The sequence below is a fragment of the Streptomyces diacarni genome (assembly GCF_003323715.1).
In the GTDB taxonomy this organism is placed as follows: domain Bacteria; phylum Actinomycetota; class Actinomycetes; order Streptomycetales; family Streptomycetaceae; genus Streptomyces; species Streptomyces diacarni.
Window position 1 is genome coordinate 43826 of record NZ_QOIN01000026.1, and the last position, 23007, is coordinate 66832.

The following is a 23007-nucleotide window of genomic DNA, read 5'->3' on the forward strand; positions in this document are numbered from 1 at the left end:
CTGGAACGGGGGACGCCGCGGAGCACCGGAATGGTTCAGTGGAACGTCAGCCGACACGCGTCAGCTTGTCCCCGAACCCGGGTTCGGACAGATCGTCCTGCAGGGCGACCGGAACCTTCACCTGCCCGGGACCGTCACCCGCGGTCAGCGTACCGACCTTGGTTCCGGCCTCGGCCTCGTGCGGAATGGTCTTGCCGCCGTCGGTCAGGCCCAGCTCGACCTTCAGACCCGACCAGCCGACGGCCTTCACGTCCTCGGTGGCCACCACCGGCGTCTTGCCGCCGAGCTGATCGTCCACGTAGCCGACGACCTCGCCCTTCTTGACCACCGTCCGCGAGGTGAGCGAGTCCTGCGCCGCGTCGATCAGCTTCTTGCTGGAAGCGAGAACGGTGTCCAGGATCGAGGGCTTGTACTGGCCCAGCATCGCGCCGATGATCAGCTGCTTGGTGCCGCCGATCTCCTTCTCCGCCGCGAAGACCAGGTTGCCGCCCGCCTTGGTGGTCGTGCCGGTCTTGATACCGCGGACGCCGTCCATCGGGACGAGCCTGTTCCAGTTGCGCTGCGTCTTGCCGTTGCCGTCCACGTACAGCGGCTGGCGCACGACCTCGCGGAAGATCGGGTACTGCATGACCTTCTTGGCCAGCTTCACCTGGTCGGCGGCGGTGCTGACGGTGGACGCCGTGAGACCGCTGGGGTCGGTGTAGTGCGAGTTGGTCATGCCGAGGTCCTTGGCCGCGGCGTTCATCTTCTTCACGAACGCCTTCTCCGACCCCGCGTCCCAGCGCCCGAGCAGTCGCGCCACGTTGTTCGCTGACGCGATCATTATCGCGTTGAGCGCCTCGCGCTGCGAGATCTTCTCGCCCGCGTCGACCTCGACCGTCGACTCGTTCTGCGCGCTGAGACCCGCCTCCTTCTCGGCCTTCTTGTCGACCGGGATCATCGCGCCCTTGCTGCCCTTCTTGACCGGGTGGTCGCGGAGGATCACGTAGGCGGTCATCACCTTGGCGACGCTGGCGATCGGCACGGGCTTCTGCTCGCCGTACGAGCCGAACGAGCCCAGGCCCTGCACGTCGATCACGGCCTGCCCCTCGGAGGGCCACGGCATGGACGGCTTGGAGCCCTCGAACGTGTAGGTCCGCGACGCCGTCAGCGACAGCTCGGGGTCCGGCACCGAACGCACGGACTGGACGACGACGAAGACGACCGCGAGCAGCAGCACCAGCGGCGTCCAGATCTTCACCCGTCGGGCAGCCGTACGCAGCGGCGTCTCGGGGGGCGGCGGCGTGTTCGTCAGCTGGGCCAGCAGGTCCAGCGGCTGCTGGTTCTGCTGCCCGGCAGCCTCCGCCTCCGGGGTGCCCGGCATCGGCTGCTGCCGCGTGCGCTCCGGCTCGCTCTCCGCAGCGCTCGGCGTCCCCGCCCCGCCTGGAGCGTGCGGGGGCGCTCCCGGCGCCTCTGCGGGACGCTGGGGCGCCGACGACCACGGGTTGACGGTCGGAGCCCCGGACGGGGGAGAGGACGGCTTACGCGGCGCTGTGGGCGCCGCGGAGGACGACGCGGCGGGTGGCAGCGGCTTGGCCGGCGTGCGCGGCCCGTCGGTGGTCCGGAGCGGAATGAACTGGCTGGTCCGCTCCGCGTCCGACTCGCCACCGTTGCGACCGTCCTCGGCCGACCGGTCCGGCGCGCCAGTGGCCGCCTTGCCAGTGGCCGACTTCTCCGAGGACGGTCCTCCTGCGGAGGTCTTGGCCGTGCCCTGTGCACCGGTGCCCGTGCCCTGTGCACCCGTGCCCTGTGTCGCCGTGCGCGAAGCGGTCGCGGCCTGTGCGCCCGTGGTGGCGTCCGTCGTCGCCGGCTCGCGGGGGGCGGACGCCCGCGGGTCGGCCACGCCGCCGTTGGCCTCCGGGGCGGCCGAACCCTTTTTCCCGGAGCTTCCCGACCGAGCGGACTTTTCCACCTTTTCGGATGTTCCGGTCTGCCCGGTCTGCCCGGACTGCGCGGACTGCGCGGACTGCGCGGACTGCGCGGATCCCTCCTGCTGCCGGGGGTTTCCGTTGGCCTCTTCCTGCCCCGCCTTCGGAGACCCGGCCCGCTCGACATCGGGCGCACGGAAAATCGCCGTCGGCTGGTCGACGGCGGGCTTCGCCGCACCGCCTCCCTCGGCACCATTGGCGGGCTTCGCGTCACCGTCGGCGGGCTTCGCGTCACCGTCGGCCTGCACGCCCTCGGCACCGTTGGCGGCCTCCTCGCCCCCTTCGGCGTCCCCGTCTTCCTTCGCTCGCTTTGAAGCACCGAAGAACGCCGAGGTCAACCGCTCGGCGCGGTCCGCCGCTGCCGTGTCGCTGTCCTTGGCGGCGTTCGCGTCGTCACGGTGCAGAACGTCGAACATCGCGGTCGGCGCGTCCGGCCGGCCGCCTCCGTCGGACTTCCCTGGAGCGTCGGAACTCTTCTTCGATCCGGCATCTTCTCCTGCAGCCGCGCCGTGTGTCGCCGCCGTCTTGTCCACCGCCTTGTCGGCCTCCGCCGCCTTGGGCCGGACGGGGAGGTCCGAGGCGGCGGCACGATCGTCCGCTCCGCCGTCGTTCGCCTGACCACTCTCTTGCAGCCCTCCGGCCGCCTCGGACGAGTGCGCGCCATCGGAGCCCTCGGACTCCTCGGGGTGGCTGGAATCACCCGCGACCCAGGCCGCCACGGCGGACTTCAGCCGCTCGTCGCCCGCGTCGCCGGTGCCTGCCCGCTCGCCCTGACCGTCACGGCTCGCGCCGCTGTCACGGCCGTCACGGCCCTCGCCGTCGTCCTGGCCGTCGACGCCGTCAGTACCGCCGGAGCCCTCGCCCTCGGGGCCCTCGGCGGCCCCGTCCGTCGTCGGGGCCTCCTCGTCCGGGGTCGTCGGAGCCGGGATCTTGGAAGACGCCCCGCCCGACTGCGCGTCCGCGGTACCGTCCTCGGCCGCGACTCCCGTGCCCTTCGCAGCTCCGGAGCTGCTCAACCGTTCGTTTTCGGCCGTCTCGCCGGGGCGCGCAACCGTGCCCCCGCTCCCCGTCGTCTCCCCCGACGACCTCTCCCGCTCCGACCTGTCGGGGGATTCGCCCGCCACCGATGCCTCCTGATGCTGCTGCTCGCCGCTCGCCATACCAGTTAACAGTGTCCCGTGCACAGAAGCCGCCACCGGCGTGGCGACGCTCCTCCAAGAGGCGGCCACAACAGCCACCCCAAGCGGCAGACGAGAACGACATACCTACTGGTTCCCGCCCATAACGTCCAGGCACTCTCGACAGACCATTGTGAGAGGGGTCACCCTGTCATTCATCCACGCGGGGAGGCATGGATGGGCAGGAGCCGCAGAACAATTCCTGAGGAGCTTCTGCTGCTCGCTCTGGACCCGGCCACGGGTACCACGGCGCAGCCGCAGTCGCTCGACCTCGGCCTGGCCGGGGCCCAGCTAGTGGAGCTGGCTCTGGCAGGACGGATAGCCCCGGATGGGGATCGTATCGCCGTGGTGCTGCCACGGCCGACCGGAGATCCGACACTGGACTCCGCACTGGAACTGCTGCGCAGGCGCGGCAGCCCGGTGCGCGCCGTCCACTGGATCGGCGGGCCCCGGTTGGGGTTGCGCCAAACCTATCTCACACATCTGGAACGGTGCGGCATGGTGCATGCCGTTTCCGGCCAAATGTGCGGAGTGCTGCCGACGACGCGCTACCAGGCGACGGACACGGCGATCAGCAGGGAGATCAGGGCCCGCCTGGACGCCGCGATCCGTACCGGGGTCCCACCGGACCCACGGACGGCGGCGCTCGCCGCGCTGGCCCACGCGGTCGGCCTCGGCAAGCACCTCTATCCAGGCAACGAGGGGCGGTCGTGCCGCTCCCGGCTACGGGATCTGATCAGGCACGACCCGATGGGCGGTCTCGTCGCGCACGCGGTGATGGACGTGCAGAACGGCGCCGGCGCCCAGCCCCGACGGGCGCCGGCGGGCGGTGCACCGCCGGGCCGCTCTCCGGCACGTGCCACGGCGTCCGCGGCACCCCCGGCTCGCCACGTACCGGAGCAGGCGCGGCATCTGGCGGGCGGAATGGTCCGCGCGGGAGCTCGCTGAGCGAGGGCGCGCCGGACGCTGTTCTCGGACACGGCGCGTCCGTACGGACACACGGCCGTGCCGGGCGAGAGCACTGCTCGCCCGGCACGGAAGCGGTCTGCCCGTACGGACGCGCCCCCGGGAGGCGGCGCGCACCACCACGGGCGGGCGGTTCCGCCCGAGGAAAAGTTCCCCCGGCGCACGGTCCCACCCGGCCAGGAATCACCTCGCCCGGACGTCACGCCCGTCCGAGCAGCGCGCCCGTCCGGGCAGCGCGCCCGTCCGAGCAGACCGCCCATACGAGCAACGCGTTCGTACGGACAGCGCGTTCGTACGGACAGCGCGTCAACGCCGCAGATACACCGCGCGGCACCGCACCAGGGCGAGCCGTGCAGGCGGCGAACTCACCGCTTCCGTGCTCAGGTCCGCACTCTCTGTTGCCATTTCCCAGCGGGGACGCACATGTTGATGGCAACCTACTGGGAGTAGTCGTACTTACACGGAGGTGCGGTCCCGTGGCGTCGAACGTCAACCCCACAGTCCGGCGTCGCCGACTGGGCCAGGAGCTGCGCCGGCTGCGTGAGCAGCGCGGTATGACGGCCGAGGAGGTCGCGGACCGGCTGCTGGTCTCCCAGTCGAAGATCAGCAGGCTGGAGAACGGAAGACGGAGCATCAGCCAGCGGGACGTGCGTGACCTGTGCGAGGTCTACGAGGTCGAGGACCGCCGGATAGTCGACTCCCTGATGCAGATGGCGAAGGAGTCGCGCCAGCAGGGTTGGTGGCACGCGTTCGGTGACATTCCGTACAGCGTCTACATCGGGCTGGAGACGGACGCCGCCTCACTGCGTGTCTACGAACCCCAGGTGGTCCCGGGGCTGTTGCAGACGCATCCGTACGCGGAAGCCGTCGTCGCGGGAGCGCTGCCGGAGGCCACGGCGGCGGACATCGAGCGTCGCGTGCAGGTGCGGTTGCGCCGCCAGGACCGGATCAGGGACGAGCGCAATCCGCTGCGGCTGTGGGCCGTGCTGGACGAGTCGGTGCTCCGCCGCGAGGTGGGCGGCAAGCACACGATGGCCGAGCAGCTCGAGTACCTCAACGAGATGTCCCAGCGCCCCCATGTGACGCTCCAGGTCATGCCGTTCTCGATGGGCGCGCATCCGGGCGTCAACGGTCAGTACGCGATTTTGGAGTTCCCCGACGCCTCGGATTCGACCGTCATCTACCTGGAGGGCGTCACCAGCGACCTCTATCTGGAGAAGGCGAACGACGTCCAGAAGTACAGCGTCATGTACGAGCACCTGCGGGCGCAGGCGCTCAATCCGGACCAGACACGGGAGTTCATCGAGAAGGTCGCCAAGGAGTACGCCCGCGGCTGACGCCCACCCCCGGCTTCCGGCATGTGCCAACAAGGCATGCCGGGAAACCGGGGGAGGCTACACCGCGGCCCGTCGCGATGTGAAGACCAGCCTGGAATATGCCATCCGGTTGAGTGAACGGCCCCTTCGTGCGCCCGAACCGCCGCGTAATGTCGTTCGCACGTCAGGAAAAACTCGGAACAACCGGAGCAGATATGGCCATTCAGCAGGGAAAGACCCACACGTGGACCAAGTCCAGCTACTCGACGGGGAACGGCGCCTGTGTCGAGGTGAAGTCGCCGGCGGTGTGCTCGATCGCCGTGCGTGACTCGAAGGAGCCGCAGGGCCCCGCTCTCAGCTTCCGCTCTGCGGCCTGGGACGCGTTCGTCTTCCGCGTGAGCGGTGGGGAGCTCGGCGCCGGTCTGGACTGAGGCCGGGGCCGGGTGCCACACCGCGTACGACGTGGCGCCCCCCGACGCGCCTGAGGTGGCGTCGAAGCGCAGGACACAGCCCTCTCGACTGGCTCGCCGTCCCGGCCGAGGGGGCTTCGCGCTGCCGCCCCGCCCTTCCTCCGCCGTGCGGCACCCTTCAGCGGAGTTGATCCACGTAGGTGTCCGTTCCCGGGATCGTCGGAACGAAGGGCGCCACCAGTTCCGTCCGTCCCAGCCCGGTCTCCGCCACGGCTTCCTCCAGACCTGTGAAACATGCCTCCCAGCGTTCGCGCGGGTCCTCCTGGAGGAACCACAGCAGGGTCAGCCGGGTGTCGGTCCTCTCGACCTGCCGCACGTACGACATCCGGTCGGTGGGCAGCGGGGTGGGGCGGAACACGGTGACCATCGCGGCCGGAGAGCCGTGGAGACGGGCCGGGAGATGCTCCGCGCGCAGCCACTCCAGCAGTTCGGCACGCTGACCGGGGCCGGCCGCGTCGACCACCTGGAGGACCAGGCCGCGGTACGGGTGGTCGAGCGCGTGGTGATCGCGCGGTCCTGCGGCCCCGTCCCGGTAGACGGTGCCCTCGTGGTCCTGGAAGCTGGTGAAGACGTGGGTGCGTTCCTGGTGGACGCGCGCGTCCCGGTTGAGGCGCTTGTTGATGGCGACCGTCCACTTCATGTGGTCCTCGTAGCGGCCCTCGGTGATCCAGTACGTCGACAGGTAGCAGCCCGCGGTCACCGGCTGGGCCACCGCTGAGCGGGCCGGGTAGCGCAGCAGTTGCAGTTCACGGGTGGCCACCCAGCGGCGGCCCGCGTAGATCCAGGGCATGGCCATGGCGCCGGCGATGTAGTGGTCGTCCTCGTACCAGCGGTTGTAGGCGTACTCGTGGCCTGCGTGCGGCTCGACCATGGTGATCAGGGCGTGCCCCGGGCGCACTCCGTAGGGGCCGACCGCGGCCAGTCGGGCATATGCGTCGCCGTCCGTACGGTGCGCGGGCGGGTCGCTCGGGGCATCCGACGTGTCCGGTGTGTCCATCGTGCCTCTTCCTCCCCCTCGACTTCTCCCCTACGGTGTAGCTGACTGGGCGTCAGAATTCGATACCCGTACGGAGGGGGATCGGTGTGCTGCTCGCGGACAGGACAGTGGTGATCTCGGGGGTGGGTCCCGGACTCGGCCACGAGGTGGCCGCCGCGTGTGTACGGGAGGGCGCCTCGGTCGTGCTCGGCGCCCGTACAGAGGCCCGTCTCGCCGCCTGTGCCGAAACAGTCGATCCCTCCGGCGCCCGCAGCACGTACCGGACAGCCGACATCCGGGACGAGCGGCAGTGCGAGGCACTGGCCGCCGCGGCGGTGGAACGCTTCGGCCGTATCGACGCCGTTGTGCACGTGGCCGCACTCGACACGGTCATGGGCGGCCTCGAGGGCGCGGATCTGGCCGAGTGGCAGTCGGTGCTGGACGTCAATCTCCTGGGCACCCTGCGGATGACACGTGCCTGTCTGCCCGCGCTGAAGGAGGCCGGTGCGCGGGGCGACGGCTCCGTCGTGATGATCGGCACCCAGTCCTCCGTCGCGGCTCCCGCACAGGTGCAGCAGGCGGCTTACGCGGCGTCCAAGGGTGCTCTCGTGTCCGCCATGTACTCCCTCGCCCGCGAGCTGGGGTCGCACGGCGTGCGCGTGAACACCGTGCAGCCCGGCTGGATGTGGGGCCCCATGGTCGAGGGGTACGTGGCGTGGCAGGCCTCGTCCGAGAACGTGGAGCCCGAGGTCGTACGGGAGCGGCTGGACGCACGGATGGCGCTGCCGCGGATGGCGGAGGACGCGGACGTGGCGGAAACAGCGACGTTCTTCGCCTCACCCCGGGCCCGGGGGATCACGGGGCAGTGTCTGCTGGTGAACGCGGGAGAGCTGATGCGCTGACCCCGCGCGACGACGCGGCCTGCTCATGCGCTGACTCCGCGCGACGACGCGGCCGGGTGTGGTCACCGCGCTTGCGCTGCGGAGCGGTCCTGCCTCCCACCGATATCCGGTCTCTCCGGAGCGTCCGGCGCTCGCCTTGAGCACTGCCCCTGAGCGTTTCCTCTGTGCCCTCCCACCGAGCGCTTCTCGGGAACCCTTCTTCTAGGCGCGCGGGTAGCGGGCCAGCCAGGCCGGTGTGGCCGTACCGGGGCCGTGCAGGGCGGGCCCCTGGGTCATCTCCATGGCGAAGTCGTCGGCCAGTTCCAGGATGGTCGCGCGGCCTTCCACCTCGGCGACCCACCCTGCGGGCAGGGCCGTCTCCCCGTGCATGGCGCCCAGCAGGTTGCCGCACACGGAGCCGGTCGAGTCGCTGTCGCCACCGTGGTTGACGGCCAGCAGCAGGCCGTGGCGGACGTCCTGCGCGACCAGGGCGCAGTAGACGCCGATGGAGAGCGCTTCCTCGGCTGTCCAGCCCTCCCCCAGCGCGGCGACCCTCTCGGGCGACGGCATGCCCTGACGGACGGCGCCCAGGGCGCGCTTGAGCGCTTCGGTGGTCTCCTGGTGGCCGGGGCGGGCGGCCAGCTGCACGAGGGTGCGCTGGACCGCCGTGTCCAGGTCGTCGCCGCGGGCCAGGGTGTGGACGATCGCGGCGAACGCCCCGGCCGCCAGGTACCCGGTGGGGTGGCCGTGGGTCTGGGCGGCGCACTCGGCTGCCAGTTGGAAGACCAGTGCGGGCTCCCAGCCGACCAGCAGCCCGAAGGGAGCCGACCGCATGACGGTCCCGCATCCCTTGGAGTCGGGGTTCTTGGGCTGGTCCAGCGTGCCCATGCGGGGGTCGGCCAGGCCGCTGAGACAGGCGTTGCCGGGCGCCCGGCGTGAGTAGAGCCACTCCTCGCGGGCGAGCCAGCCGTCGTTCTCGCGGCGCTCGTCGGGGCCCCAGTCGCGCTGTGTGGCCGCCCAGCGCAGATAGGCGGCGTGCACGTCGGTGGGCGGGTGCCAGGCGCCGGTGTCGCGGCGGACGTGGGCGCGGATGAGCCCGTCCACGGTGAACAGCGTCATCTGGGTGTCGTCGGTGATGGCGCCGCGCCGTCCGAAAGCGGGCAGGTAGTCGGTCACGCCCTGGGGGCCGTGGGTTTCACGGATCCTGTCCAGGGAGTCGAACTCGACGGCCGCGCCGAGCGCGTCACCGACGGCGCCGCCCAGCAGGCATCCGCGCACTCTGCTGCGGAAATCCTGCTGTTCGGCACGTCCCCATATGGCACTCGCGCCGCTGTCCGCCCCACCCGCACCTGTCACGATCCGCCGCCCTCCTGGCTGCCCCTCCTCCGGCTTGTGGCCCCGCACTCTAATAGACGGGGCCGGGGGCCGTTCAGCGCCCGTCAGTCCAGGACGGGCAGCAGTTCGGGCAGGTGGCCGTCGGAGGCGTGGGCCGCGCGCATCCGGTCCTCGGTAACGGGGCCGTATCCGGTGGTGCGGGGGCGTGCCGGGCGCCCGGTGGCGTCGGCGATGGCGACCAGGTCCTTGATGGAGCGGTAGGAGCCGTAGGAGGAGCCGGCCATCCGGGAGATCGTCTCCTCCATGAGGGTGCCGCCCAGGTCGTTGGCGCCGGAGCGCAGCATTTCGGCGGCGCCCTCGGTGCCCAGCTTCACCCAGCTGGTCTGGATGTTGGGCACCCACGGGTGCAGCAGGAGGCGCGCCATGGCGGTGACCGCCCGGTTGTCGCGGGCGCTGGGCCCTGGGCGGGCGATGCCGGCGAGGTAGACGGGCGCGTTGGTGTGGATGAACGGCAGGGTGACGAACTCGCTGAACCCGGCCCGTCCCTTCTCCAGCGCCGTGCGCTGGATGCGTGCCAGCAGCCGCAGGTGGCCCAGCCAGTGGCGGGGCTGGTCGACGTGGCCGTACATCATCGTGGAGGTCGTGCCGAGCCCCACCTCGTGCGCCGTCTCGATGACCTCCACCCAGGTGGCGGCCGGCAGTTTGCCCTTGGTGAGGATCCAGCGGACCTCGTCGTCGAGGATCTCCGCCGCCGTGCCGGGGATCGAGTCGAGCCCGGCCTCCTTGGCGGCGGTCAGCCACTCGCGGATGGACATGCCGGTGCGGGTGGCGCCGTTGACGACCTCCATCGGGGAGAAGGCGTGCACGTGGAGGCCCGGAACCCGTTCCTTGACGGTCCGCGCGATGTCGAAGTAGGCGGTGCCCGGCAGGTCCGGGTGGATGCCGCCCTGCATGCACACCTCGACGGCGCCGACATCCCAGGCCTGCTGGGCGCGGTCGGCGACCTGTTCGAGGGAGAGCGTGTAGGCGTCGGCGTCGGTGCGGCGCTGCGCGAAGGCGCAGAACCGGCAGCCGGTGTAGCAGACGTTGGTGAAGTTGATGTTGCGCGTGACGATGTACGTCACGTCGTCCCCGACCGCCTCGCGCCGTACGTCGTCCGCCGTGCGGCACAGCGCGTCCAGCGCGGGTCCGTCGGCGTGCAGGAGCGCGAGTGCCTGCTCGTCGGTGAGTTTCGTGGGGTCGTCGGCGGCCTGGGAGAGCGCCGCGCGCACGTCGGCGTCGACGCGTTGGGGGGCCATGCCGGGGGCTGCGCGCTCGCGCAGTTCCGCCCAGTCTCCGTACACCTCGTCGAAGTCGTCGCGGCGGTCGCTGGTGCGGCCCTCGGTGTCGATGGTGCGGTGCAGGTCGGTGCGGCCGCCGGCCGTCAGGCCCGCGAAGCCCTCGTCGGGCTCCTGCCACGGCAGCCCCTGGGGGCGCACGTCCTCGCGGGCCATGCCGGTCTCGGGCTCGGCGAGCGCCCGCACGTGCGGGAGGATGCGCGGGTCCAGCCACGGTTCCCCGCGGCGCACGAACTCGGGGTAGAGGGCGAGGCGTTCGCGCAGCTGGAAACCGGCCTCTGCGGTGCGCTCGGACAGCTCGTCGAGCTGCGGCCAGGGGCGCTCGGGGTTGACGTGGTCGGGCGTGACAGGAGAGACGCCGCCCCAGTCGTCGACACCGGCGGCGATGAGCCGGCCGTACTCCGCGTCCAGCAGATTCGGCGGGGCCTGGAGACAGCCGGAGGGGCCCAGGAGGTGCCGGGTGACGGCGACGGTGGCCACCAGGTCGTCCAGCTCGGCGTCGGGCATACCGCGCATGGCCGTGTCCGGCTTGGCGCGGAAGTTCTGGATGATCAGCTCCTGGATGCCGTGGTAGGCGCGCTGCACGCGGCGCAGCGCGAACAGCGAGTCCGCGCGCTCCTCGTACGTCTCACCGATGCCGATGAGCAGGCCGCTGGTGAACGGCACGTTCGAGCGTCCGGCGTCCTCCAGCACGCGCAGCCGCACGGCCGGTTCCTTGTCCGGGGAGCCGTAATGCGGGGCGCCCGGCTCGCTCCACAGCCGCTCGGCGGTGGTCTCCAGCATCATGCCCATGGAGGCGGCCACCGGCTTGAGCCGCTGGAAGTCCGTCCAGGACAGCACCCCGGGGTTGAGGTGCGGCAGCAGCCCCGTCTCCTCCAGGATGCGCACGGCGACGGCCCGCACGTAGGCGAGTGTGTCGTCGTAGCCCTCGGCGTCCAGCCACTCCCGTGCCTCGGGCCAGCGGTCCTCCGGCTTGTCCCCGAGGGTGATCAGCGCTTCCTTGCAGCCGAGTTCGGCGCCGCGGCGGGCGATGTCGAGGACCTCGTCCATCGACATGTACATCCCGTGCCCCGCGCGCCGCAGCTTGCCGGGGACGGTCACGAACGTGCAGTAGTGGCACTTGTCCCGGCACAGCCGGGTGAGGGGGATGAAGACACTCTTGGAGTACGTGATGACGCCGGGCCGTCCCGCCGCCTCCAGGCCCGCGTCCCGGACGCGGGCCGCCGAGGCCGTCAGATCCGCCAGGTCGGCTCCCCGCGCCTGGAGGAGGACGGCGGCTTCCGTCTGATCGAGCGCCACCCCGTCCCGGGCCCGCTTGAGCGCCCGCCGCATCGCATTCGCCGTCGGGGCAGTCGGCGACACCTGTCCGTGAGAGGTCATCCCCCCACCGTAGCCCGGAGCAGCGGCAACGCCGCAGGCGGCGAGCGGGTCGGGCGCTGTGGCGACCGCCTGTTCCGGCCACCTGCCGCACCGGTCGGGCGGGCCCTTGGGTGCGGCGCTCCGCGCGACCGTTTCGGCACACCCCGCCGGTCGCCGGCCGCGCCGCCTGCCCGCTCGGCCGGCACCGCTCTCATCGGCCGGCACCGCTCTCATCGGCCGGCACCTCTCTCACAGGTACCGGGAGTAGTCGTCCAGGGCGCGCAGAACTTCGAGTTCGGTGCCGGAGGGAAGCTGGAGAACGACCTCTTCGGCGCCCAGCTCGTCACGGTAGTGGCGCAGTTTGCCCGGGGAGGGCAGGACGAAGGCGGGAACGAGCGCGGGCTCTCCCCGGCGTCCTGCGGCGCGCCAGACGCGGTGGAGGTCGGGCACCGCGTCCCTCAGGCCGCTGCCGCCGACGGGGAGCCATCCGTCCGCGTATGCAGCGATGTGGGCGAAAAGGGTGGGCCCAGCGGCTCCGCCCACGAGCAGCCGGGGGCCGCCAGGGCGCACCGGCTTGGGGTGGGCGAGGGAGGCGCGGACGGATCCGAACTCGCCGTCGTAGGCGACGGGCTCGTCCGCCCACAGGGCCCGCATGAGCGCGACGCGGTCGCGCACCACGTCCCTGCGGCGGCGCCAGTCGACGCCGTGGTCGGCGGCTTCCTCGACGTTCCAGCCGAAGCCGACGCCCAGGGTGAGGCGGCCGCCGGACATCCAGTCGAGCGTGGCGATCTGTTTGGCCAGCACGATGGGGTCGTGTTGGGCGACCAGTGTGATGCTCGTGCCCAGGGCGAGCCGTTCGGTGACGGTCGCGGCGGCGGCCAGGCCGACGAAGGGGTCGAGCGTCCGCGCGTAGGGGCGCGGTAACGGGTCGCCCATGGGGGCGGGGGTCTGCCTGCTGACGGGGATGTGGGTGTGCTCGGGCAGGTAGAGGCCGCCGAAGCCGCGCTGTTCCAGCTCGCGGGCGAGGCGGGCGGGGCGGATGGTCTCGTCGGTGAGCAGAATGGTCGTGGAGATGCGCATGCCGCCACTGTGCGGCCCGGCGGCGGGGAACTCCATGGCGTGTGAGCACGCCTGTGGGTGCCTGCGCCGTCTGGCCACGCGTGCTCCGTTACGAACGCCCGCGCAAGCGGTGTTACCGCGTGCTGACCGTCTCCGTGTCCCGTCCCGAACGGAGCACCGTTCCGGGGACGGCGCCGGTCACCGTGTCGTCGCGTACGGTCCGCGTCCCGTTGACCCAGACGCCGACGATGCCGGTGGCACGGGAGTCGAGCCGGGGGCTGTCGCCGGGGAGGTCGTGGACGAGGGTGGCGGGTCCCGCGTCGATGCGCTCCGGGTCGAAGAGCACGAGGTCGGCGTGCCAGCCCTCGTGGACGCGGCCGCGCTCGCGCAGCCCCAGGAGGCGGGCGGGCTCGTCGGTGAGCATCCGTACGGCCCGCTCCAGTGGGGCGAGCTTGCGGCCGCGCAGGCAGTCGCCGAGGAACCGGGTGGTGTAGGGGGCCCCGCACATGCGGTCGAGGTGGGCGCCCGCGTCGGAGCCGCCCAGCAGCACGTCCTCGTGTTCCCAGGTGCGCCGGCGAAGCTCCCAGCTGGCCGGGTCGTTGTCGGTGGGCATGGGCCACAGCACCGTACGCAGCTCGTCTTCGGCGCAGATGTCGACGAGGCACGAGAACGGGTCCTGTCCGCGTTCGGCGGCGATGTCGGCGACGACGCGGCCGCTCAGGCCCTCGTTGGCGGCCGAGTACGTGTCGCCGATGACGTACCGGTCGAAGTGGGTGAGGCGGAGGAAGACGCCGGCCTCCTTGCTCTGTGCGCGGCGCAGCATCTCGGCGCGTACGTCCGCGTCCCGCAGCCTGGCGATACGTTCGGGTACGGGCAGGCTCAAAATCTCGCCCCAGCCGGGGATGAGGTTGAGCGCGCAGAAGGTGCCCAGCGACATGTTCATGGGCGTGAGGATCGGCATGGTAAGCGCGACGACCCGTCCGCCCTGTTCGCGCGCCCGTGCGCCGGCGGCCAGTTGGCGGGGCACCCGGTCGGGGACGGCGGCGTCGATGGTCAGCACGTTCCAGTTGAGCGGCCGTCCGGCTGCCGCCGACATCCGGGCGAACAGCTCGATCTCGTCGTCGGAGAACATGTCGAGGCAGCCCGCGACGATGGCCTCGATCTGGGTGCCCTCGTGGTCGGCGACGGCGCGTGAGAGGGCCAGCAGTTCCTCGGGGCGCGCGTGGCGTGAGGCGACCGGCTCGCCGTCCCCGTCGGAGTGGCTGGCCGACTGGGTGGTCGACAGCCCCCACGCCCCGGCGTCCATGGCCTCGTGGAAGAGCCGCAGCATCTCCCCCAGCTGTTCCTCGTCGGGCTGCCCCCCGATGGCGTCCTCGCCCATGACGTGCCGCCGCAGCGCGCAGTGGCCCACCATGAAGCCGGCGTTCACGGCGGTGCGGCCCTCGAGGGCGTCCAGGTAGTCGCCGAAGGTGTGCCAGTTCCAGGGGGCGCCTTCTTCCAGTGCGACGAGGGACATGCCCTCGACCTTGGACATCATGCGGCGCGTGTAGTCGGCGTCCTGGGGGCGTGCGGGGTTCAGCGGGGCGAGCGTGAAGCCGCAGTTGCCGCCGGCGATCGTGGTGACGCCGTGGTTCATGGAGGGGGTGGCGTACGGGTCCCAGAACAGCTGGGCGTCGTAGTGGGTGTGCGGGTCGACGAACCCGGGGGCCAGGACGAGTCCGGTCGCGTCCTGACGGGTGCGGCTCTGCTCACGGACGGTGCCGGGCTCGGCGACCAGGGCGATGCGTCCTGCGCGCAGGCCGACGTCGGCGCGGTAGGCCGGTGCTCCGGTGCCGTCGACGACGGTGGCGCCCGTGATGAGGTGGTCAAGCATGCTGCGCACGTCCTCCCTTGCTCGTCATGGGTGGTCAAGGCCGCGGCGTCGCGGCTCGTGACACGTCCGGCTGCCTGGGCGGCTCGGCTCCCGTTGCGCTCCCGCAGGCGCCGGGCGGCGCTCCCGCCGGCGCCGGGGCTCCCGCCGGCGCCGGGCGCGGGCCGGCTCAGCCGCGTGCCGCGTCGCGGAAGCGGGTGGTGCGGTGCACGGGGTCGGTGTCGATCTGCGGAATGACGTGCTCACCGATGAGCTTGATCGTGTTCATCGTGTCCTCGTAGCTGATCCCGATGGGCAGCCCGAAGGAGAGCTGGTCGGCCCCGGCCTGTTCCCAGCGCTTGCACTGGCGCAGCACTTCTTCCGGGTTGCCGCAGATCATCAGTTCCTCGGCGATGAGCAGGTCGACGATCTCCGCCGTGTATTCGGGGATCAGCTCAGGCCACTGGGGGATGCCTTCGGGGCGGGGGAAGGTGTCGTGGTAGCGGAAGAGGAGGGACTGGAGGTAGTGCAGGCCGCCGTTGACGGCGATCTGCTTGGCTTTTTCGGTGGTCTCGGCGCAGATGGCGGTGGAGGTGACCATGACGTTGTCGTTGACGTAGCCGCCGACGGGTTCCGCGTCTCCCACGGCCCCCTTGTAGGAGTCGACGACCCACTCCATGTCGGACACCTTCTGCACGCTGAAGCCGAGTACCCCCAGCCCCTTCTTCGCGGCCATCGCGTACGACGACGGCGAACCCGCCGCGTACCACATCGCCGGGTGTGAGCCCCCGTACGGCTTGGGAAGGATCTTGCGTGGGGGCAACGACCAGTGCTTCCCCTGAAACCCCTGGTACTCGTCCTGCAGCCACATCCTGGGGAACTCGGCGATCGTCTCTTCCCAGATCTCCTTGGTGTGATTCATGTCGGTGATGCCCGGCAGGAACCCGAGGATCTCGTGGGAGCCGGCCCCCCGGCCCGAGCCGAACTCCATGCGGCCGCCGGAGAGGTGGTCGAGCATGGCGACCTTCTCCGCGACCTTCACCGGGTGGTTGACCTGGGGCAGCGGGTTGAAGATGCCGGAGCCGAGGTGGATGCGCTCGGTGGCGTGGGCCAGGTATCCGAGGAAGACGTCGTTGGCGGACAGGTGGCTGTACTCCTCCAGGAAGTGGTGCTCGGAGGCCCATGCGTACTTGAACCCCGACCTGTCCGCCTGGATGACGTACTCGGTCTCCTCGACCAGTGCCTTGTGCTCGGCCTGCGGATCGGTCCTGGCCCGCGCGGCGGGCACGTACCCCTGAACAAAGAGCCCGAATTCCACGGTGTCATCTCTCCCTCGGTGCGTTTCCGACGGCAGAAACCTGACGGGCCGTCAGATCGTGTCGCGTCCGACTCTGGCACCGCGGGGTGAAGGCGTCAATACGACGGACACCGGCTCGGCCGCACCGCCCGGCGGGAGAGCGCCCGCCGACACCCGCGCCTGTTCAGCCCCCGAAGGCACGCCCGGCACGGGAGGACAATGCGCCACCGAGAGGAGCGAACCGGCACGGAACAGAGCGATCCAGTACGACACGCGACAACCTGCGGCCACACGAGTGGGCCGACGCCACTCCCGTCCGAGCCGAACGCGTGAAGGATTCGTGAAGAATTGGTCACCAAAATCGTCGGCCCTTGCGAAGTCTTCCTGAGGGAAACGGAAACCTGCTCCCGCCGGCCCCTCATTCCGTTTCACAAGCGAAGCAGCAAATCGCCCACCCGGTCCGGACAGCGCACAGAACTCACCGCAGGTGGCCGCGCCTCACAGCACGGAGACTCCAGCCAGCCAGCCGCCGTCGACGACCAGGGGCGCGCCCGTCACGTACGAGGAATCCGCACAGCTGAGGAAGAGTGCCGCGCGCGCCACCTCCTCGGGGTGCCCCATGCGGCCCTGCGGGATGAGCTTCGCGTAGAAGGCGTCCGTGTCACTCCGCGCCGTCGCGGCACCGTCCAGCGGGAGACCGCTGTCCGCGGCCCTGGCGGGGTTCGTCATGGGGGTGTCGATCGCGCCGGGGCACAGCGCGTTGACGCGCACCCCCTTGTCGGCCAGCTCCATGGACGCCACGCGGGTCATGCCCACGATGGCGGCCTTGCTCGCGGCGTACGCGGTCAGGTAGGCCATGCCCGTCAGCGCCGCGTAGGAGGCGGTGTTGACGATGGTGCCGCCTCCCGCGCGGACCAGGCGCGGGGCGAGGGTCTTCATGCCGAGGAAACAGCCGGTCTGATTGACCTCGACCACCTCGCGGAACTCCTCCACCGGGGTGGCGGACAACGTGTTGAAGCGCAGGATGCCGGCGTTGTTGACGAGGCCGTCCACGGCGCCGAACGCCTGCTCGGCGGCGTCTGCGGCCGCCTGCCAGCTGTGCTCGTCGCGCACGTCCAGGTGAACGTGGAGCGCGCGCTCGGGGCCCAGCCCCGCCGCCACCTGTGCGCCCTGCTCGTCCAGTACGTCCCCCAGCACCACCTTGGCACCCTCGGCCGCGAACAACCGCGCCTCCGCGGCTCCCTGGCCCCGCGCGGCCCCGCTGACGAGAAGCACCCGTCCCTCCAGCTTGCCCATCACGACCTCCTCGACCTCCTCGAAGAACGACGCCGGCGCGCCCGGACAGCGCCCTGGGAACGGGCGGCCGCACACGCCGCCCGGCCCGCCCCGGTTCAGTCCAGCAGCGGCGCGACCTGCTGGGCGTAGAGCTCCATTTGGTCGGTCAGCTCGTCCGCCGAGCGGGCGCGGAAACGCAGCTGGACCTGAGTGACGCCGAGGGCCTGGTACGCGCGGAGGGACTCGGCGATCGCGCCGGGCGCCCCCGTCAGGGTGCGGCGGCCGACGTCCCAGGTGGCCCGGCCCACGTACAGCGGCTCCGCGAGGGCACCGACGGTGAAGGGCTGCCCGTCCAGGCGTGCCTCCCCGCGCAGCCTCCTGATGCGCTCGATCTTCGCCGCCAGTGCCTCCCTCGGGTCTCCCTGGGGCAGCCATCCGTCGCCGCGGAGGGCGGCACGGCGCACGGCTGCGGGCGAGGAGCCGCCGACCCACAGCGGCGGTCTGGGGCGCTGTGCGGGGCGGGGCCGCTGTCCGAGCCCGGAGAAGGAGAAGCGGGCGCCTTGCCAGACGGGGAACTCGTCGGGTCCGAGGGCCGCCTTGAGCGCGTCGACCGTCTCGTCGAGCACTGCCCCGCGTGCGGCGAAGTCGGCGCCCAGTGCCTCGAACTCCTCGCGTACGTGTCCGGCGCCCACGCCGAGGATCAGACGCCCGCCGGAGAGGTGGTCGAGGGTGGCGTACTGCTTGGCGGTGGCCAGCGGGTGACGCAGGCCGACGACGGCGACGTGGCTGAGCAGCGCCGCCCGTTCGGTGGCCGCGGCCAGGAAGGAGAGGGTGGCGACAGGGTCGTACCACACGGTGCTCATCGCGCCGGCGAGCCTGCGCGGTATCGCCACGTGGTCGCAGCAGGCGAGGTAGGCGAAGCCGTGCCGGTCGGCGGCGCGGGCCACGGCAAGGAGTTCGGCGGGCCCCGCCGTGGCCTCCCAGGGCTCGGCGTAGAGGGTGCTCTGCGACTGGACCGGCAGCTGTATCCCGTACGACAGCCGCCCTGAGGGATAAGTCAGCACACCTCCATGCTCATACCTGACGGGCCGTCAGGCAAGAGGGGCGAACGGAAGTCCGAAAACAGCTGACGCGCGCTCAATTGGCCGGTCAGCGACCCGCCGTGCGGATTTGCTTCCAGCAACAGGGAGGGTGTATTCCGCATACGGCTGCGCGAAAAGCGCCGCTGAGGGAACATGGCGGCACCGCTGTTCCCTGATCGGTCCCGGCGGGGACGGATCAGATCGCACGACAACCCAATCGCTCAAGGACGCCGATGACCGAGATACCGGTGGCGCTGCTCGTCACCCTGTCCGTGGGGACGGCGGCCGCCGTGGCGCTCGCCCTCCTGCTGGCGCGTTCGATGCGGGAAGCGAGGCGGTTGCGTCAGCGCTCCGCCGTCGCCGAGAAGGACCTCCAGGACGCCATGCGGCACCAGGCGGCCCTCGCCACACGCGCACAGGCCGTCGAAGCCGAGGTACGGCACCTGGCAGCCGCCCGCATCCCGGACCTGGCCGCGGCACTGGCCCACCCGAACGTCCCCGTCCGCGGTGTCGCCGACCCCGCCTTCCGGGGCACCGAGCTGGACCGCTCGCTCGCCTCGGTGCTCGACCAGGTCGGCGACGCGGTCACCAAGGAGCGGCTGCGCGTGGACGGTGCGGCGCAGTCCGCGATGCGCGGCGCGACCACGACCATCCAGGCGCTCCTCTACCAGTTGCAGACCCGCCTGCAGACGATGCAGGAGCGCTACGACGACCCGTTCGTCGCGGAAGACCTGCTGGGCGCCGACTTCCTCAACGAGCAGGCGATCCGCCGCATCCAGGCCACCGCGATCGTCTGCGGCGCCTGGCCCGGACTGACCCGGCAGAACTCCCACATGGGAGACGTCGTCGTCGGCGCCATGTCCCGCCTGGTCGGATACGCGCGCGTCCAGGTCACCAACCAGCTGCGCGACCCGGTGGGCATCGTGGCCCGCGCCGTGGAGCCGGTGGCGGTCGCGCTGACCGAGCTGATGGCCAACGCCCTCCACTACTCGCACCCCGAGCTCCCCGTCGCCGTCACCATCCAGCAGGGCAACCGGGGCGCCTCGATCATCGTCGACGACGCGGGCGTCGGGATGCACGGGGAGGAGATGGAGCGCGCCCAGCGCATGATCACCGGTGAGGAGGTGCTGCTGCTGACCGAGCTGGGCGACCCGCCCAGGACGGGTCTGGCCACGGTGGGCCAGCTCGTCAAGCAGTACGGCTTCACGACCTCCATAGAGACGTCCCCCTACGGCGGTGTGCGCGCCATCGTGCACATCCCGGGCGAGACGCTGCTGACGCTGCTCGACGAGGAGGAGCAGCCGATGTCCCCCATGGCCCCCGTGCCGCGCGGCAGCGCGAGCACCGCGGCCCCCGCCCCGCCACACGGGCAGCCGGCCGCCCGTCCGGAGCCCGCGTACGGCGAGACCGTGCAGCTGGGCGCCGTTCAGGACCCGGCCGCCGACGCCGCCCCGCCGGTACGGCCCGTCGCGGGACCGGCGCCGTCCGCCACCGGCCCTGCCCACGCCGCGCCACGGGTACAGGACCCGGGCGGGCCCGCACACGGGAGCGGACCCGCCGTGCCCGACGGCGGCGACGCGCTGCCGCGCCGCCGGCGGAGGCACCCGGTCCCCGAGGCGTCGCTGGACGCCACGGCCGCCGTCTCCCCCGAGCCCGCTCCGCACGGCGCGACGTCCGCACCACAGGCCCCGCAGCCCACCGCACACCCCCAGGCGTCACCGGAGGAGAGCGCGGAGCGCTGGGCGGCGTTCCAGCGCGGCACCGCCTCGGGCCGCGCGGCCGTCGACGAAGCGGCTGGGCCGGGCCCCTCACACCCCCACGCCGATCCCCGTTCCGCTGAAGGGAATCCGCAGGAATGACAATCCCCGCACGCAGGTCGCTGCGCGACGACACCTCCTGGGTGCTGGCCCCGCTCCTGGACCTGCCACACGTCATCCACGCGGCCGTCATCTCAGGTGACGGCCTGATAGAGGGACGTTCGCCCAATCTGGAGCGGGACGCGGCCGAGGGCGTCGCAGCGATGCTCTCGGCGCTCCAGGGCGCGGCACGGACGACCACGGCGGCCTTCGCCGGCTCCTACGAGGTCCGACTGCGCCAGACGGTCGTCGAGTCGGACCAGGGATGGGTTTTCGCCATCCCCGCGGGCGAGAACACCGTTCTGGCCGTCTTCGCCGGGCCCGACGTGAACATGGGCATCGTGACGCACCAGATGCAGGTGCAGGTGGCGTCGTTGGGCAAGGCCATGGGCAGCCCGGCCAGGAACGACCTCTCGACATGAACCCACCCGCCGACAACAGGCGCCTGGTGCCCGCGTATCTGGCGACGACCGGACGTGCCCGGCCCAGCCGCAACACGCTCGACCGGCTCACCGTGCTGCACGGTGCGTCGGACCCGGCGACGGTCTCCGGGTTGCGCCCGGAGGAGACGCGGCTGCTGGAACTGCTGCGCGGTGGGGCGCTGTCCCTCGCGGAGGCCGCCGCGCACCTGCGGCTTCCGGTCAGTGTGGTCAAGGTCCTGGTGGCCGACCTGGTGGACGCGGGCCGGCTGATGGCCCGCGCCCCGATCCCCGACGCCGAACTGCCGGAGCGGCAGATTCTGGAGAAGGTTCTCAATGGACTCCGCACTCTCAAGTCCTCCTAGCCCTGGCGACCCGGCCGGCGCCTCGGCGGCAGGCGGCTCCATATACCTGGAGGACAAGCCGCAGACGCTGGTCAAGCTGCTGGTCGCCGGGCCGTTCGGGGTGGGCAAGACGACGTTCATCCGCTCGCTGTCGGAGACGGCGCCGCTGCACACCGAGGAGGTGATGACGCAGACCGGCGCACTGGTGGACGATCTGGCCGGGGTACGGGACAAGACCACCACCACGGTGGCCATCGACTTCGGCCGGCTGACGCTGCCCGGGGACCTGGTGCTGTACATGTTCGGCACCCCCGGGCAGCGGCGCTTCCGCCCTCTGTGGCAGGACATCGCGCGCGGCGCGCTGGGCGCCCTGGTGCTGGCCGATACCCGGCGCCTGGCGGACTCCTTCGAGGTGATGGACATGATCGAGGAGGCCGGGCTGCGCTACGCGGTCGCGGTCAACTCCTTCCCCGACTCCCCCTCGCACCATCCCGACACCCTCCGCGACCACCTCGACCTGCACCCCGACACCCCGCTGGTGGTGTGCGACGCGCGCAGCAGGGACCAGTCGGCCGACGCGCTGATCGCCCTCGTCGGCCACGTCCTCGAAGTGCTCGACCAGCAGCAGCAAGACGACAGCACGCCCGGCCGGCGCCACGGCCACCAGCAGCCCCAGGAGACCGCTTGAACGCCGCGCCCCACCCCGGGAACACGCCGTCCGGCACGATGCCGGCGCCACTGTCCCGGCCGAGCCACGAGGTCACCCCGCTGTACGGCGAGGAGTTCGCGGCGGACCCGTACGCGGTCTACGAGCGGCTGCGCCGGTACGGCGCCCTCGCGCCCGTGGAGATCGCACCCGGCGTCGGCGCCATGCTGGTGATCGACTACCGGGCGGCCCTCGACCTGCTGCACGACCCGGTGACCTGGTCGAAGGACTCCACTGTCTGGCAGGACACCGTGCCGCAGGACTCGCCCGTGCTGCCGATGCTGCGGGCCCGCCCCAACGCGCTGTTCAGCGACGGAGAGGCGCACGCCCGCTACCGCCAGGTGATCTCCGACGGCTTCGCCCGGCTGGAGCCGCACCAGGTACGCCAGATCGTGCGGGAGGTCTCCGACCAGCTGATCGCCCGGTTCGCGCAGGACGGCGAGGTCGACCTGATCAGCAAGTTCGCACGACTGCTGCCGCTTTTGTTCTTCAACCGTGCCTTCGGCCTGACAGACGACCGCAGCGAACTGCTGATCCAGGGCATCGCCGGGATGTTCGACAGCAAGACCACCGAGGAGGCGGAGGCGGCCGACGTCGCCTACACCCGCTACATCACGGAACTGACCCAGGCCAAACAGCGCGAGCGGGGCCAGGACCTGACCTCCTGGTTCATGGACCACCCGGCCGGGTTGAGTGCCGAAGAGGTCATCCACCAGATCGTCCTGACGATGGGCGCCAGTTACGAGCCGCTGTCCAACCTCATCGGCAACGCGCTCAGCCGGATGCTCGTCGACGAGCGCTACTACAGCAACCTGTCCGGCGGCGCGCTGACCCCCCGCGACGCCCTGCACGACGTGCTGCGCAACGAGCCTCCGATGGCCAACTACTCCGCGCACTTCCCCAAGCGGGACGTCTACTTCCACGGCGTGTGGCTGCGCGCGGGACAGCTGGTTCTGGTCAGCTACGCGGCGGCCACCACCCAGAGCGGACGCGCCGCCCCCGGTGAGGCCACCGGAGCGGACGGCTCGGGCGGCGGCGCCCACCTGGCGTGGGCGGCCGGCCCGCACGGCTGTCCTGCCCAGCAGCCGGCGCTGCTCATCGCCAGCACCGCGATCGAGCGGCTCACCGCCTGGCTCTCCGACATCCGTCTGACGGTGACGTACGACGAGCTGAAGTGGCGGCCGGGCCCGTTCCAGCGGGGCCTGGTCGCACTGCCCGCACGGTTCAGCCCTGTCTCTCCCGACCACGTAGGAGGCACCCCGTGGAAGAGCCCGTCCATATAGCCGTCCCTTCGGACGTCTCCCCCTCGTCCGGCCTCTCCTCTCCGGACGGCGG

Annotated in this window: 18 protein-coding genes; 9 read left to right on the forward strand and 9 right to left on the reverse strand. The window is 71.5% G+C overall.

Annotated features, from left to right (window positions below):
• Positions 1–46 precede the first annotated feature (46 nt).
• Positions 47–3127: a serine hydrolase gene (locus tag DTL70_RS02665; protein ID WP_245978936.1), complete on the reverse strand. Its 3081-nt coding sequence runs from the start codon at positions 3125–3127 to the stop codon at positions 47–49.
• A 195-nt stretch (positions 3128–3322) separates the two neighbouring features.
• Here DTL70_RS02665 and DTL70_RS02670 point away from each other — a divergent pair, with 195 nt between their 5' ends.
• The 3 genes from DTL70_RS02670 to DTL70_RS02680 all read left to right on the forward strand — a co-directional run bounded on the left by DTL70_RS02670 (position 3323) and on the right by DTL70_RS02680 (position 5858).
• Positions 3323–4093 (forward strand): GOLPH3/VPS74 family protein, encoded by a 771-nt coding sequence (locus tag DTL70_RS02670; protein WP_114020195.1) that lies wholly within the window; start codon positions 3323–3325, stop codon positions 4091–4093.
• A gap of 494 nt (positions 4094–4587) precedes the next feature.
• The gene (locus DTL70_RS02675) at positions 4588–5448 is read left to right on the forward strand and encodes a helix-turn-helix domain-containing protein (protein ID WP_114020196.1); all 861 of its coding nucleotides are present in this window, start codon (positions 4588–4590) and stop codon (positions 5446–5448) included.
• 194 nt (positions 5449–5642) lie between these two features.
• A complete protein-coding gene (locus DTL70_RS02680) occupies positions 5643–5858 on the forward strand; it encodes a DUF397 domain-containing protein (protein WP_114020197.1) in 216 nt (71 codons plus the stop codon).
• Between the two features lie 157 nt (positions 5859–6015).
• Here DTL70_RS02680 and DTL70_RS02685 read toward each other — a convergent pair whose 3' ends face one another.
• Positions 6016–6894, reverse strand: a complete 879-nt coding sequence (locus DTL70_RS02685) for a hypothetical protein (protein ID WP_245978937.1) — start codon at positions 6892–6894, stop codon at positions 6016–6018.
• Between the two features lie 86 nt (positions 6895–6980).
• On the opposite strand from DTL70_RS02685, the gene DTL70_RS02690 reads away from it, so the two are divergent.
• Positions 6981–7775: an SDR family oxidoreductase gene (locus DTL70_RS02690; protein ID WP_114020198.1), complete on the forward strand. Its 795-nt coding sequence runs from the start codon at positions 6981–6983 to the stop codon at positions 7773–7775.
• A gap of 201 nt (positions 7776–7976) precedes the next feature.
• Here DTL70_RS02690 and DTL70_RS02695 read toward each other — a convergent pair whose 3' ends face one another.
• The 7 genes from DTL70_RS02695 to DTL70_RS02725 all read right to left on the reverse strand — a co-directional run bounded on the left by DTL70_RS02695 (position 7977) and on the right by DTL70_RS02725 (position 18329).
• Positions 7977–9110 (reverse strand): ADP-ribosylglycohydrolase family protein, encoded by a 1134-nt coding sequence (locus tag DTL70_RS02695; protein ID WP_114020199.1) that lies wholly within the window; start codon positions 9108–9110, stop codon positions 7977–7979.
• An 83-nt stretch (positions 9111–9193) separates the two neighbouring features.
• Entirely contained in the window at positions 9194–11806 is a 2613-nt protein-coding gene (locus DTL70_RS02700; RefSeq protein ID WP_114020200.1) for a bifunctional FO biosynthesis protein CofGH, read from the reverse strand.
• A gap of 228 nt (positions 11807–12034) precedes the next feature.
• Positions 12035–12865, reverse strand: coding sequence for a TIGR03619 family F420-dependent LLM class oxidoreductase (locus DTL70_RS02705; protein WP_114020201.1), 831 nt, complete (start codon positions 12863–12865; stop codon positions 12035–12037).
• A gap of 112 nt (positions 12866–12977) precedes the next feature.
• On the reverse strand, positions 12978–14717 hold the full coding sequence (locus tag DTL70_RS02710) for an N-acyl-D-amino-acid deacylase family protein (protein ID WP_114020202.1): 1740 nt from the start codon (positions 14715–14717) through the stop codon (positions 12978–12980).
• 166 nt (positions 14718–14883) lie between these two features.
• Positions 14884–16011 (reverse strand): LLM class flavin-dependent oxidoreductase, encoded by a 1128-nt coding sequence (locus DTL70_RS02715; RefSeq protein WP_114020203.1) that lies wholly within the window; start codon positions 16009–16011, stop codon positions 14884–14886.
• Positions 16012–16488: 477 nt separating this feature from the next.
• The gene (locus DTL70_RS02720) at positions 16489–17286 is read right to left on the reverse strand and encodes an SDR family NAD(P)-dependent oxidoreductase (RefSeq protein ID WP_114020204.1); all 798 of its coding nucleotides are present in this window, start codon (positions 17284–17286) and stop codon (positions 16489–16491) included.
• Between the two features lie 95 nt (positions 17287–17381).
• Positions 17382–18329, reverse strand: a complete 948-nt coding sequence (locus DTL70_RS02725) for a TIGR03619 family F420-dependent LLM class oxidoreductase (protein ID WP_114020205.1) — start codon at positions 18327–18329, stop codon at positions 17382–17384.
• Between the two features lie 251 nt (positions 18330–18580).
• Here DTL70_RS02725 and DTL70_RS02730 point away from each other — a divergent pair, with 251 nt between their 5' ends.
• The 5 genes from DTL70_RS02730 to DTL70_RS02750 are packed head-to-tail and all read left to right on the forward strand — an operon-like array spanning position 18581 to position 22955.
• Complete coding sequence (locus DTL70_RS02730; RefSeq protein WP_114020206.1) at positions 18581–20206, forward strand: ATP-binding protein; 1626 nt, start codon at positions 18581–18583, stop codon at positions 20204–20206.
• On the forward strand, positions 20203–20625 hold the full coding sequence (locus DTL70_RS02735; RefSeq protein WP_114020207.1) for a roadblock/LC7 domain-containing protein: 423 nt from the start codon (positions 20203–20205) through the stop codon (positions 20623–20625). The genes DTL70_RS02730 and DTL70_RS02735 overlap by 4 nt, the downstream gene beginning before the upstream one ends.
• Complete coding sequence (locus DTL70_RS02740; RefSeq protein WP_114016068.1) at positions 20622–20987, forward strand: DUF742 domain-containing protein; 366 nt, start codon at positions 20622–20624, stop codon at positions 20985–20987. The genes DTL70_RS02735 and DTL70_RS02740 overlap by 4 nt, the downstream gene beginning before the upstream one ends.
• Positions 20959–21654, forward strand: coding sequence for a GTP-binding protein (locus DTL70_RS02745; protein ID WP_425470303.1), 696 nt, complete (start codon positions 20959–20961; stop codon positions 21652–21654). The genes DTL70_RS02740 and DTL70_RS02745 overlap by 29 nt, the downstream gene beginning before the upstream one ends.
• Positions 21651–22955, forward strand: a complete 1305-nt coding sequence (locus tag DTL70_RS02750) for a cytochrome P450 family protein (RefSeq protein WP_245978938.1) — start codon at positions 21651–21653, stop codon at positions 22953–22955. Before DTL70_RS02745 ends, DTL70_RS02750 begins: the two co-directional genes overlap by 4 nt.
• The last annotated feature ends 52 nt before the right edge of the window (positions 22956–23007 follow it).